The organism is Vibrio sp. D3 (assembly GCF_043995865.1).
Lineage (GTDB): Bacteria > Pseudomonadota > Gammaproteobacteria > Enterobacterales > Vibrionaceae > Vibrio > Vibrio diabolicus.
Genome location: NZ_CP171887.1, coordinates 1906280 through 1918334, shown reverse-complemented (window position 1 = coordinate 1918334; position 12055 = coordinate 1906280). Strand labels below are relative to the sequence as shown.

Annotated in this window: 13 protein-coding genes; 10 read left to right on the top strand and 3 right to left on the bottom strand. The window is 40.2% G+C overall.

Annotated features, from left to right (window positions below; all coding sequences use genetic code 11):
• Positions 1-370 precede the first annotated feature (370 nt).
• On the top strand, positions 371-832 hold the full coding sequence (locus tag ACHFJ9_RS16890; protein ID WP_395355620.1) for a hypothetical protein: 462 nt from the start codon (positions 371-373) through the stop codon (positions 830-832).
• Entirely contained in the window at positions 832-1251 is a 420-nt protein-coding gene (locus tag ACHFJ9_RS16885) for a TIR domain-containing protein (RefSeq protein WP_065431826.1), read from the top strand. Before ACHFJ9_RS16890 ends, ACHFJ9_RS16885 begins: the two co-directional genes overlap by 1 nt.
• Before the next feature lie 33 nt (positions 1252-1284).
• Here the strand turns inward: ACHFJ9_RS16885 and ACHFJ9_RS16880 are convergent, their stop codons facing one another.
• Both ACHFJ9_RS16880 and ACHFJ9_RS16875 read right to left on the bottom strand, forming a co-directional pair.
• Positions 1285-1782 carry a GNAT family N-acetyltransferase gene (locus ACHFJ9_RS16880; RefSeq protein WP_395355617.1) on the bottom strand — a complete coding sequence of 166 codons (498 nt, stop codon included), beginning with the start codon at positions 1780-1782 and terminating at the stop codon, positions 1285-1287.
• On the bottom strand, positions 1779-2051 hold the full coding sequence (locus ACHFJ9_RS16875) for a DUF1778 domain-containing protein (protein ID WP_017420534.1): 273 nt from the start codon (positions 2049-2051) through the stop codon (positions 1779-1781). The genes ACHFJ9_RS16880 and ACHFJ9_RS16875 overlap by 4 nt, the downstream gene beginning before the upstream one ends.
• A gap of 1497 nt (positions 2052-3548) precedes the next feature.
• On the opposite strand from ACHFJ9_RS16875, the gene ACHFJ9_RS16870 reads away from it, so the two are divergent.
• The 6 genes from ACHFJ9_RS16870 (at position 3549) to ACHFJ9_RS16845 (ending at position 8727) form a co-directional block, all read left to right on the top strand.
• Positions 3549-3887, top strand: a complete 339-nt coding sequence (locus ACHFJ9_RS16870) for a DUF6404 family protein (RefSeq protein WP_395355615.1) — start codon at positions 3549-3551, stop codon at positions 3885-3887.
• Between the two features lie 164 nt (positions 3888-4051).
• Entirely contained in the window at positions 4052-4582 is a 531-nt protein-coding gene (locus tag ACHFJ9_RS16865; RefSeq protein WP_252040630.1) for a hypothetical protein, read from the top strand.
• Positions 4583-4723: 141 nt separating this feature from the next.
• Positions 4724-5947, top strand: coding sequence for a hypothetical protein (locus ACHFJ9_RS16860; RefSeq protein ID WP_395355613.1), 1224 nt, complete (start codon positions 4724-4726; stop codon positions 5945-5947).
• 673 nt (positions 5948-6620) lie between these two features.
• Entirely contained in the window at positions 6621-7586 is a 966-nt protein-coding gene (locus ACHFJ9_RS16855; protein ID WP_395355611.1) for a hypothetical protein, read from the top strand.
• Positions 7587-7754: 168 nt separating this feature from the next.
• Positions 7755-8120 carry a mCpol domain-containing protein gene (locus ACHFJ9_RS16850; RefSeq protein WP_140383512.1) on the top strand — a complete coding sequence of 122 codons (366 nt, stop codon included), beginning with the start codon at positions 7755-7757 and terminating at the stop codon, positions 8118-8120.
• A gap of 1 nt (position 8121) precedes the next feature.
• Positions 8122-8727, top strand: coding sequence for a hypothetical protein (locus ACHFJ9_RS16845; protein WP_140383513.1), 606 nt, complete (start codon positions 8122-8124; stop codon positions 8725-8727).
• 258 nt (positions 8728-8985) lie between these two features.
• Here ACHFJ9_RS16845 and ACHFJ9_RS16840 read toward each other — a convergent pair whose 3' ends face one another.
• Entirely contained in the window at positions 8986-9252 is a 267-nt protein-coding gene (locus ACHFJ9_RS16840) for a hypothetical protein (RefSeq protein WP_079751540.1), read from the bottom strand.
• Positions 9253-10669: 1417 nt separating this feature from the next.
• On the opposite strand from ACHFJ9_RS16840, the gene ACHFJ9_RS16835 reads away from it, so the two are divergent.
• Both ACHFJ9_RS16835 and ACHFJ9_RS16830 read left to right on the top strand, forming a co-directional pair.
• Positions 10670-11071: a hypothetical protein gene (locus ACHFJ9_RS16835; RefSeq protein ID WP_212578330.1), complete on the top strand. Its 402-nt coding sequence runs from the start codon at positions 10670-10672 to the stop codon at positions 11069-11071.
• Positions 11072-11184: 113 nt separating this feature from the next.
• On the top strand, positions 11185-11523 hold the full coding sequence (locus tag ACHFJ9_RS16830; RefSeq protein WP_079855471.1) for a GFA family protein: 339 nt from the start codon (positions 11185-11187) through the stop codon (positions 11521-11523).
• Positions 11524-12055 lie beyond the last annotated feature (532 nt).

Below are 12055 nucleotides of genomic sequence, written 5' to 3'. Positions count from 1 at the left end.
GAATCCTTTGCTAATTTGAAACTGGTTAAAATAGGGGAGTTTGCGTGTTTTTCTTCTAGCCAACTTACGTTTTGAGGTTGATTTCTAGTTTAGCAGTTGTCCCTTTAGCTTCAGCGTTTTAAGCCAACAGTTTCGTGCTATATTTCAATATCTTGGTGCAAACCAAAAGGTTTAGGAACAGCGTACTAACAAACAATTTAAGAGTGATTCGGCACGCGTGGCATTTTTACTATGCGTCGGTATTAGTGTTTAAGGTGGTATGCGGTAGCATCGGTATTGCGTGCCTCACACCTTAATTGGGCGTTAGCTTTTTATCGTAAAACTATCCAGTATAATAGCGGCATCTAAAGAAAAATAGAGATTAGATTGAATGAGTGATGGTAGTAATTTTCAAGAGTACAAGCGTAATGCTGCTGACGAAATGGATTGGGTTGAAGTTGATCAACTTCATGAAGCGACCTTGAAAATTAGTCAAAACTGTTTCGAATTTAAAAAACTATGTGTTGCGGTAATCGGTATAGCAGCTGTCGCACTTGGTAAACTAACATCTGATACTCTAGACCCTTCATACTTTGTAGTTCCCTTTCTTGTAGCGTTCGGCTTTTGGATTGCTGATTTTACTGCATATTATTATCAACGAGTTACCCGAAAGCGCATGAATACAAGGCTTCAGGCAATAGCATCAAGGAACCAACTTTCAACCGATAACATCTCAATGGTAAATGTTAGTTGGCGTAACGCTATGTTTAATCTATCTATGTCGCTTTACTTTGTTCTAATGTCTTTGTCTGTAGTTGGATTTTTCTTGTTTTCTCAAGGTCGCATTGCGTAATGAATATTTTTATTAGCTATACCCTTCGAGATGAGGTAATCACGGTTGATCATCTTAAGTCTATATCGGAGGTTGTCTCTGACTATGGCAAGCCGTTTGTAGACATCATAGATAATGATGCAAAAGACAAACAAAAATTTGTCATTGAGCAACTAGATAATTCTGATCTGGTCGTGCTACTTAACACTGATTCAGTCTCAAAATCTAAGTGGGTTAGGTTGGAAATCGACCGAGCAAATAAAAATAATACGCCAGTAATTAGTATTCCGTTAAACGGAAACAAGTCAATCAGCTTAAATGACATAAACAAGTACTTACGTGCTGAACTAAAAAAAGCTAACAAAGCATTTAAGAGTGATTCGCAACGCTTGCCATTTTCGCTTCGCTCAAAGTATAGGCAAGCGGTGCTCACACCTTAATGCGGCGTTAGTTTGCTAAAAGCTAGCGGTTAACTAGCCTAAGCTTGCTCTCACATCTGCAATGGTGATGAAGAGTTTGTTTTCAGCGTCTTCAAATGCTTGAAAACCATAGCGTTCATAGAAGTGTTTCGCACCGTCTTTGGCATCAACGATAACAACTGGAAATGCAACGCTATCACTAGCGGCTAATAGTTTTCTGAGTGCGTCGATAAGCAGCCACTCACCAAATCCTTTCCCTTTGTATCGGTCATCGACAGCAAGGCGGGCAATCAGACCACCAGAGGTGGATGATTGGTGCTTTTTTTGTAACTTATCAGGCAATGCCTTTAAGTCAATTGGTGTCATTGTTAGCGTGTAAAAGCCGATAACATGTGAGCTGTCGCTATCATCTTCCAAAACAAAAGTTCTGGTGTTGTCCTTCTTTGCTTGCTGACTCGCCATTACTTTTAAGTAATTATTGAGAGCTTCGATGCCACAGTTGAATCGGTTTCTATCGTGTTTGGCTTTATCTAGAAGTACCGTATTCATCATTGAGTTTTGCTCTCGTATCGATCAGCAGCAGCTTTTAGTTTTGAGTTCTGTGTTGCAGGACGATCTAAAGCTTCCATGAGCAACATCGCATCTGCTTGGCTCAGTTTTAAAGCCTGTTCACGTTCGATGACTTGTTTAGCTTTTTCGATTGCAGCGCTTAGAACAAACGAGTTGATGCTAGACATGCCGGCGATCGCGGCAGCCTTAGTAAGTAAGTCTTGTGTATCGACATCAACTCTAGCGGTGATGCGAGGCAAAGTAGTAGCCATAATGTTATCTCCTGTTGTGTCAAAATGTCACATGTGTATTATGGTCTTAAAGTGTGTAATAAGCAATATCTGTGTCACTTTGGCACGCAAACTAACAAACAATTTAAGAGTGATTCGGCACGCTTGCCATTTTTACTATGCGTTAATTTTAGTGATTAAGGTGGTATGCGGTGGCATCGGTATTGCGTGCCTCACACCTTAATTGGGCGTTAGTCGCCAGAAAAAGCTAGCAATCAAAATCATGTTTCTAAGCTCAAAATTTGGCTGCTGATTGTTCGGTTCACAGGTTCATCGTCGTTGGTCAAAACTAAGTTTCAACTGTTTCAAGTCCAAAGTTTTGTAACTGCCCTAGCGGTTGTTTCGTTCTCTGATGCTGACAGAGCAGGGCAATCGAGAGTCTGTTTTCGGTTGCAACTCAGCTCGTTGAGTTTATTGGGTACAAAAGCAGATTTACTCGCTGAAATGACTTTTTCTCTGGTGTTGTAAGTTCCACGTGGTTTCAGCGACTTTGTTGAAAGTCCGCACTGTGAGATTGGTTTTCCAAAAGCGCTTTTTGGTGTTGTCAGTCTGTTTTCTACGGCGTTGTTTGTTCCAAGTGGTTTCATTGAGTAGCCGCTTTGAGACTACGCCTGACTTAAATGCATCAAAGCACATAAAGTTTGTTGTTCGCAAAGTTTAGTTCGGCTTAAAATTGTCGCTCGGTGCCTCGCGACTAACAAACTGCTCAAGAGGGATTCGCAACGCGTGGCATTTTTACTATGCGTTGAATTTAGTGATTAAGGTGGTTTGCGGCGGCTTTTGTATTGCGTTGCTCACCCCTTAGCAGGGCGTTATGTTTACTTGAAATTCAAAGGCTTAAAGGTCTTAGGCTTTAGTTCTTTGTCCCACTGGCAATTCGTCTCTAGTAGACTCAGCAAATCCGCATTGCCGGCCTAAGTTCTTGAATCTCTCAGCCCGTAAAACATGCCAATGTTCGTGGGTTGCTTCATTGTCAGGTCGTGGCGGTCGGCTTATTGTTTAACTGGCTTTAAGTCGCTTTTAGGTTCTTAGTCAATTGGCATTTTGGCTTGGCAGTTGCCTCGGCAATTCAGCATTGCTTTGCGCTTTGGTTGGAAAGACAGGGAGTTTGTTGAAAGTTAGTTGGGTTGCCTCATTGGGCAGGGAAGTGGAATTACTGGTTTTGGGTTAGTCGCTTTTGGCGGCCAAGTTGGTTCTTGCCTTGTGGTTTGGTTCAGAAAACTGGCTTGAAATAGCAGTTCTTTCTCAATTAAGTCAGTAACTTGTGGTAAAACATAACAAACAATTCAACAGTGATTCGCAACGCTTGGCGCTCTCACTTCGGGTTGAGTTTAGTGTTTACGGCGCAGTGTTCAAGTTCAGTGTATGCGCTGCTCACACGTTAATTGGGCGTTATGGTCACTTTTTGGAATCTTGAAGTGTTTCCAAATTCAAAGGGCAGTATTTGTGTATCCTTTACCTCAAAATAGGAGGTAGAAAATGAGTTACGAGAACAAGCTTGTGCGGGCGTTTAAAGAGTTAGAAGCTGCCAAAATATGGAAGTGCAATTATAATCCACCGTTGCATAGATGGCTCAGGAAAGCTGGCCTAAAACTGCGACCGCCATATTATGTTTCTTTCATGCGCAATTTGTGGATACGCTTCTTTGAGTTTTTCGTATTTTTCCTACCAATACTCTCATTGCTCAAGTCCGACCCAACAATCTCAAGTTTGTTATATGAATCCATTTTAACAAGTGTATTTTATTCAGTTGTAATGTGTCTTTACTATCACTGGACTTTCAGGCGGTGTGAGTTCACAGGCTGGGAAAAGCTTTAGATAAATCGTGAACATAACAAGGCGTTTAAGGCGGATTCACAACGCTTGGTGATTTCGGTTCCAGTCAGGTTAAGTGTTTAAGGCACAATGGTTTAGGCTGGGTGGTTGGCGTTGTTCACCACTTAACGCAGCGTTATGTGCCACCAGAGTTTTGAGGCAATAAATTGAAGTATAAAGACTTGTCGAAAATTGCACTAGATCCATATAGCACAGATAAGAGTATCGATTTACTCAAGCTGCATGGGGTTAGTGCGCCTGATTCTGTGATTGAACAGTTTTATATTGATCATAATGCCAACAGTCGCTTTTTAGCTCTCTACGGTGATCTATCACTTCCTGATCTAAAGTGGGAGCTAGTTGATTTTGATACGACGAAGTTTTTGCAGATAGGTAGCAATGCTTCATTTCCTGATTTTCTTGAGGAGGTATCTGAAGATGCAGCGCATTTCAACGACGTCGGAGAGGCAGTGATTGATTGCCGAGAGGAAGTACTCAATCATTGGAAAAAGCATGGTACTTGGTTAACTCCACCGATATTTCTAGATGCAAATGTTCTTGGTGGTAAATCTGGCATACCTCATTTAGTTGAGGGGCATTCAAGGGTTGGGTGCCTGCTTGGTATTCAAAAATATAAAATCATTCCTTTGGCTGACAGGCACAAAGTGTATTGGGGCTCTCTTCGCAAAGGCACATAACAAATTGTTCAAGAGTGATTCGGCACGCGTGGCATTTTTGCTATGCGTCAGGTTTAGCGGTTAAGGTGGTATGCAGAGGCTTCTGTATTGCGTGCCTCACACCTTAACAAGGCGTTATATGCTTTCATCATTTGGATAATTATGAGTAGAAAAAAGAGTGATTTTTTAGTTAAAACTAAAAATATTTTAGCTGGTCGTGCAGGGTACCAATGTTGTCACCCTAGTTGTAATGTTATTACAATTGGTCCCGGTGAATCTTCGGATACAACCTCATCCATTGGAGAAGCTGCCCATATTTTCAGTGCATCTTTGAATGGACCTAGAGGGCAAGGAGGCTTGTCTAATGATGAATTGAGATCTGTTGATAATGGTTTTTGGGCGTGTAAAAACCATGCTAGGCTAATTGATACAAACAGTGGTGAAGGTTTTACTGCTGAACAGCTTAAAGCATGGCGAGCTTTGCATGAAACAAAAATTAAGTTGTTTCAAGGTCGTATTCAACGACCATTATTTTGGCTGCATTCTTTAAAAATTAATAAGATGGATTTGTTTGCAGACGAACAAAAAATCTATTTTGGTAAAGTTACGTTTATCTATGGTTCACAAAATGCGTCAGGAAAGTCTACTATATTAGATTTAATTAACTCAATTTCTAGCTTTAAGCGTTTGGAAAATAGAGTTGAAAATAATGAGTGTTTTAATTATGAGTTTGAGTTGTTTAACCCTGATTCAAATAAGCTAGAGATTACATCTGGCAATAGGCAGATATTGTCTCAACTAAACAATCATGATGTTCACTTTAACCCGATGCCTATTGCTATATTTCGATATGACTTTAAGTTTCTTCAGAGATTCAATCAAGATGAGCGTGATGACCTTGATAAGTTCACTGAATATCTGGGTGTGGATAAGCTAAGACTAGAAAATATATTGTCCGCTTTAGGTCAATCACAGTATTCAAGAGTCGACAGTGCCTATTTTGAGTACCAAACGGCAGATGAGGATGATGAAGATTTTCTAGATGGCTATTACCTGCGTGTGGTACTTAAGAGTCATGGTTTTCCTCTAAACTTTTCAAACCTATCCGGAGGTGAGAGAAGTATGGTGTTACTTGAATTGATTAGTGAACTGGTTCAAGTGCATGCTAAGTACAAGCAAAGTATATTATTGTTTAATTTGCAAACTACCTCTTTCTACGATACTACGCTTGCGAATTATCTGAAATTTTTCATGTCTAGTGATATAGATTATCAAACAGTTATAACGAGTGTAAGAGCTCCCAACTGCGAAGAAGTTAAGCTGTTGAACTACTACTCATTACATGGTGCTTTGACCGATGTGGAAATTAGACCAGTAAAATTCTAACACGCATATAACAAAGCATTTAAGAGTGATTCGCAACGCTTGGCAGTTTCGCTTCGCTCAAGTATAGCCAAGCGTCGCTCACACCTTAATGCGGCGTTAGTTGCCAACGAGAAAAACGCAGCTAAAACAAAATATTTAGGGCTAAGATTCGTGTGTTTTTGGCTCGGTTTTCGTATTTCAATTTCTAGTTTTCTGGGTTTGCGAAACTTGTAGTTCATTTTGTTGCGTTTTGGATTTACTGTTTTAGAAACCGATTCACTTGTTGAGAGTCAGCTTTGTGACATTATCATTTTCAAATGAGCGTTTTGGTGTTGTTAGTCCGTTTTCTACGGCGCTTTGAGTTCCAAGTGGTTTCAGTGACAGGCGCTTTGAAACTGCGCCTGATTTGAGTTCTTTAAACCACGAAACTTGGGTGCTGGCAAAGCGGTAATAAACTTCAAATCAAAGCGTTAAGTTTGGCAACTAACAAAGTATTCAAGAGGGATTCACAACGCTTGGCAGTTTTGGTTTGAATTAGCTTAAGTGTTTACGGCACAATGGTTTAGGCTGGGTGGAATGCGTTGTTCACCCCTTAATGCGGCGTTAGGGGCTTTGTCTGAAAATTTGATGATAATCACATGGTTGCATTTGAAAGTGATGCTTCTAGACCTCATATTGAGTGTGGATTCTATGGATGCAATATATGAATAAGCCACACTTAGCTAATAAATTTCAAATGCACTACTATTTCGGCGATGACTCTCACACAATGGATGCATTGGTGCGCAATCGTTGTGAAGCCGAAGTTATTGCGATACTCACAGAGATCGCCAAAACACTTGATGAAAGCATCTTAATCGAATGCGAAGCACACAGAGAGGGTGGGCTTCGTGACATATGGCAGCTAGCGAACGCAAACGCTGGTGTTCTTTCTGTTATTGTTGGCATTGCAGCTATAGCTGTCCCTTTGCTACCCAAATCAGATTCGGAATTGGAGCGCCTTCAAAAAGAAGACCTTCGTTTGAGTATCGAAGAGCGAAAATTGAGGATTCAAGCTTTAAAAGCAGAGATAGCAGAAGATAAAGTCCAATCTGAAACAGTCACAAAAGTTGCCGAAGTAGTAAATGAAAACTACAAGGTTATCACTCGACGCTCTAATCTATTCAAGCATTTAAACACATACAGTAAAGTCACTAAGTTAGGTGTAAATGGTCTCACATCTGACGGTAGTGAGGTTAGCCCTGAAACTGAGGTGGTACGCGGTAGCTTTAAGCACTTTATCTTAAGTTCTAACGTACTACCAGTCGAAACGGTTGACGAAGCAATTATTGAAATTGTTTCTCCAGTGTTGAAGCAGGGTAACTACAAATGGAAAGGTGTTTTTGATGGCGAAACTATTAGTTTCACAATGAAAGACCAAGTGTTTAAACAAGATGTACTAGACGAAAGAATTAGTTTTCAACATGGGTCTGCAATCAAGTGTGCTTTAAACATTCATAGCAAATTAGACGAAGTCGGTGAAATTGCTATAACAGGGTATTCGGTCGAAACTGTATTAGACAATATCAATGGTCAGCAAATAAGCCAAACGCCTCAAGGCTTAGCTTACAGACACAAAAGAACTTTGGAAAAAGGGCAAGGAGACTTGTTCGCAAGCTGAAGCTCGCCCCTAACAAAGCATTTAAGAGTGATTCGCAACGCTTGGCAGTTTCGCTTCACTCAAGTATAGCCAAGCGTCGCTCACACCTTAATGCGGCGTTAGGCAAAAGAGAATGCGTTTAGCTGCTTATAGAGTATAATGGCAGGATGCAGTAAACAGTGAAGAATTATGATCTACATAACAATTGATGGCGATGATATCGGACAAATGATTACATCATCGTATTTGAAAAATGACATAGACGAACTCTCTCGAATCAATCACTTAGTGAACAATAAGACAACTTTAATCGCTGATTTTTTGAGAAAGCAAGGCTTCAGTATCATATTTTGCGCCGCTGATGGCGTTGCCGGGTATATTGAGTCAGATGAAATAAATGAAATGTTAATCTTTCAATCAATCAAGGATATAGCAAACCCCGAGTTGACTTTTTCTGCTGGTCTTGGGTCTACATTACAAGAGTCATACATAGCTCTTATATCAGCTAAGAGTAATGGTAAACGCTGTTTACATAAATTTTCTGATTTGAATTAATATGTTTAGGATTGTAAATTTCAAGTTCCTTTTTAGAGTTGTTGCAGTATTAACAACTATTTTGAGCTTAACTACATATGACCTCATTAGTAGCCATTTCGATAATAGCTTAACTATTATGAGTATTTCTGGTGGTATAGCCATTCTTCTAATACTGATCATCACGTCTAACTTTACAGCACGACCAATATGGAAAATATTAAAATTTTTCATCCCTTCATTGTACCCAGACTTAAACGGTACTTGGGAAGGGGAGATTACAACTGAAAATAAACAGGTAATCCCAGTAAAGGTATTGATTAAACAATCACTACTTGAGACCCAAATTAATATACATACAGAGACTTCAAAGTCTTTAACTCTTGAAAGTACACCAATAGTAGAGGGTGGGGAACCTAAGCTATATTATATGTATCGTTCTTTGCCTAAAGATCCTAATTGGAGTTCATACTTAGGAACAACGATATTTGACGTTAGGAAAGTTGAAGAAAATAAAAAAGCTAAGTTTGAGCTTTCTGGTTACTATTACACTGACCGTAAAACGGTCGGCAGAATTAGATTTCGCCAAATTGGAAAAGATACTGAAAAGGATGTGTCTTTCTATTGAGTTAGATTTTGCCTAACAAACTGTTTAAGAGTGATTCGCAACGCGTGGCATTTTTACTATGCGTTGGTTTTAGTGTTTAAGGTGGTATGCGGGAGCTTCGGTATTGCGTTGCTCACACCTTAACAGGGCGTTAGTCGCCAGAAAAAGCTAGCAATCAAAATCATGTCTCTGAGCTTAAAATTTAGCAGTTGTTTGCTTGGTACACCGATTAATCGTCGATCATCAGAGCTTAGTTCTAACTGTTTTAAGTCCAAAGTTTTATACCTGTCCTAGCGGTTGTTTTGTTCTTTGGTGCTTACAGAGTAAGGCAATCGAGAGTCTATTTTTGGTTGCAACTCCGCTCGGTGAGTTTGTAGTTACAAAAGCCGATTTACTCGCTGAAATGACGTTTTCTCTGGTGTTGTAAATTCCACGTGGTTTCAGTGACTTCGTTGAAAGTCCGCACTGTGAGATTAGCTTTCCAAAGCGCCTTTTTGGTGTTGTCAGTTCGTTTTCTGCGGCGTTGTTTGTTCCAAGTGGTTTCATTGAGTAGCCGCTTTGAAACTACGCCTGACTTAAGTGCATCAAAGCACATAAAGTCTGTTGTTCGCAAAGTTTAGTTTGGCTTAAAATTGTCGCTCGGTGCCTCGCGACTAACAAACTGCTCAAGAGGGATTCGCAACGCGTGGCATTTTTACTATGCGTTGAATTTAGTGATTAAGGTGGTTTGCGGCGGCTTTTGTATTGCGTTGCTCACCCCTTAGCAGGGCGTTAGCACTGGGTTGGAATCAAAGGGCAAAAGTCTTGATGTTTATTGGTTTCTTTTCCCAGATTTACACCTGATCAAATGTGCCTCTTTCGTTCGCTCCGGTGGCACTAGATGTATAGTTTTCGCTTGGATTTCACCGTTTACGGTTTCTAACTTTCGGGCTATTTCTCTGGCGTGGTTTCTTTGGCGCTGAGAAATTTTCGGCAAAACAAGCGTTTCTTTGTTTCTGTTGTTCAAGTTTGAAGCCCGTATTCTTTGTTAATTTGAAAGCGGTGAAAAAGGGCAGTTAACCATGTTTTTCTTCTAGCCAACTTACGTCTTGAAGTTTGTTTTTAATTTGGCAGCTGTCCGTTTGGTTTTCGTGTTTTAAGTCATAACTTTCGTGCTATATTTCAATATCTTGGCGTGTACCAAAGGCTTAAAGGGCTGCGTGCTAACAAACAGTTCAAGTGGGATTCAGCACGCGTGGCATTTTTGGTATGCGGTGGTTTTGGTGTTGAAGTGCCATGCAGCGACTTGGTCATTGGGTGCTTCACCCCTTAACTGGGCGTTATGCGACAAGGCTAAATTTTAATATATCTTCAATTTCGTTGTCTTTGGCCATTCGTTTTTCAGTGTCGGCAAATCAGCATTGTCGATTCAAATTCTTGAATCACTGAAACCGTAATGCATGCCAAGGTTCGTGAAATTGCCTCATTAATAATCGCATTTGGTTGCGGAAAATTTTTCGGGCGCAAAGTGTGGAAAGTGCAAGCTTATGGAAAGTCCGCATTCGCTGAAATTTCTGCTCGTTAAGTTTCTTGCAAGCAAAAGCTAATTCTTCGCTTTAAGGCCGCGTTCAGCGCTTGTGGCAGCTTTTTCGTGAAATGTTGAGTTCGTTGGTTCTTGAATCACAAAAAGTTATCTGCGCGTTTGTAGTTTTTCGTGTTTAAGGTAATGTTTTCGTTAGTCAATTTAGCTCTTGCGACAAAATCGCATAACAAACAATTTAAGAGTGATTCAGCACGCTTGGCATTTTTAGTTTGGGTTTAGCTCAGCGTTTACGGTGGTCAAATGAAGTGTCGTGGTTGCGTGCTTCACACCTTAATTGGGCGTTATGTGTCAAAGGATAGTATTTTGAGATATCAATGGAATGAACTAAATAAAATGCAGGTCGGGACATTCAGTGAGTACTTTGTGAAAATGGAGCTTACAATGTTCGGTTTTGAAGTCTATACGACAGAGATCGACGATCGCGGGATAGATTTTGTTGCAAGGCTGCCCGGAGAAAACTTTTTAACTATTCAGGTTAAATCAATTCGTGACGCTAACTACGTATTCGTGCGAAAAGATAAGTTTCAGCTAAGTGAGACCAACTTACTTGCTCTTGCAGTACTGAAAGAGGGCATTGCTCCTAAATTGTATTTAATCCCTTCAACTGTATGGAATGAACCTAATTCCCTGTTTGTAAGTCGAGATTATGAGGGCAGACAAAGTAAACCTGAATGGGGGTTAAATTTATCTGGACGTACTTTACCCATGCTAGAAGACTATGAAATAGAAAAAACAATACGTGCTTTTAAAACACATAACAAAGCGTTTAAGAGTGATTCGTAACGCGTGACATTTTTACCATGCGTTGGTTTTAGTGTTTACGGTGAAATGCAGAAACTTCGGTATTGCGTTACTCACACCTTAACGCGGCGTTAGGCAAATTTCAGGAGTTTCTGATGAAGTTAACTTGTCATTGTGGAAATGTAAGTCTCGAATTATCTACAGTTCCAACTGAGGTAGGTGAATGTAATTGTTCAATCTGTCGTCGCTACGCAGCATCTTGGGCATATTTCTCTCCAGAGCAAGTTCTAATTCGCTTCCAAAAGCAAACTGTTTTCTATTGCTGGGGCGACAAAGAAGTCGAGTTTCATCGCTGCAATGAATGTGGTTGTATAACTCACTACATCACTACTGAAAAATGCGCGGAAGAGATTTTAGCGGTAAATATGAGAATGGCTGAAAATGAAGTGCTATCTGGTATTTCTGTTAGAAGAATAGACGGAGCATCATACTAATTAGCCTAACAAAGCGTTTAAGAAGGACTCCCAACGCTTGGCGGTTTTAGTTCAAAGTTTGGCTTATGTGTTTATGGCACAATGTTTAAGTTTGGGTGGAAATGCGTTGTCGCCCCTTAACGTGGCGTTAACTGGCGCAGAAAATACGAAAGCACATTGATACGGTTTCTAGGTCCAGAGGTCTAGCGTGTTCGGTTGGTTTCCTTAATTTAGCTAATGCGACTAATTTAAATTTGGTACTTAAGTTTACTGATGTGAAAGGCGGCACAAAGCCTTCTAATAATATAAGGCATTCGCGATTAGTTCGGCGAACTTACATCGCCGAAGTATGGTGTTGTGAGACACATTTCAAACTAAAGATAAACTGTAATCTTTTGGTTAAACACATATTTGAGTTAGCTTTACTAATCATTAATTAGTGAAACCAGCTTTGGCTACAGTGGCTGTAAGCTCGGCGAAAACTGAAGGGCGCTCAGTTAACAAACTGTTCAAGAGGGATTCGCAACGCGTGGCATTTTTACTATGCGTTGAT

What these genes read in the sequence shown, in the direction of transcription:
- ACHFJ9_RS16845 (WP_140383513.1), top strand. Translation starts at nt 8,122, where the DNA reads ATGTTTAGGATTGTAAATTTCAAGTTCCTTTTTAGAGTTGTTGCAGTA.
- ACHFJ9_RS16880 (WP_395355617.1), bottom strand. Translation starts at nt 1,782, where the DNA reads ATGATGAATACGGTACTTCTAGATAAAGCCAAACACGATAGAAACCGA.
- ACHFJ9_RS16830 (WP_079855471.1), top strand. Translation starts at nt 11,185, where the DNA reads ATGAAGTTAACTTGTCATTGTGGAAATGTAAGTCTCGAATTATCTACA.
- ACHFJ9_RS16875 (WP_017420534.1), bottom strand. Translation starts at nt 2,051, where the DNA reads ATGGCTACTACTTTGCCTCGCATCACCGCTAGAGTTGATGTCGATACA.
- ACHFJ9_RS16835 (WP_212578330.1), top strand. Translation starts at nt 10,670, where the DNA reads ATGTTCGGTTTTGAAGTCTATACGACAGAGATCGACGATCGCGGGATA.
- ACHFJ9_RS16890 (WP_395355620.1), top strand. Translation starts at nt 371, where the DNA reads ATGAGTGATGGTAGTAATTTTCAAGAGTACAAGCGTAATGCTGCTGAC.
- ACHFJ9_RS16860 (WP_395355613.1), top strand. Translation starts at nt 4,724, where the DNA reads ATGAGTAGAAAAAAGAGTGATTTTTTAGTTAAAACTAAAAATATTTTA.
- ACHFJ9_RS16885 (WP_065431826.1), top strand. Translation starts at nt 832, where the DNA reads ATGAATATTTTTATTAGCTATACCCTTCGAGATGAGGTAATCACGGTT.
- ACHFJ9_RS16840 (WP_079751540.1), bottom strand. Translation starts at nt 9,252, where the DNA reads ATGAAACCACTTGGAACAAACAACGCCGCAGAAAACGAACTGACAACA.
- ACHFJ9_RS16850 (WP_140383512.1), top strand. Translation starts at nt 7,755, where the DNA reads ATGATCTACATAACAATTGATGGCGATGATATCGGACAAATGATTACA.
- ACHFJ9_RS16870 (WP_395355615.1), top strand. Translation starts at nt 3,549, where the DNA reads ATGAGTTACGAGAACAAGCTTGTGCGGGCGTTTAAAGAGTTAGAAGCT.
- ACHFJ9_RS16855 (WP_395355611.1), top strand. Translation starts at nt 6,621, where the DNA reads ATGCAATATATGAATAAGCCACACTTAGCTAATAAATTTCAAATGCAC.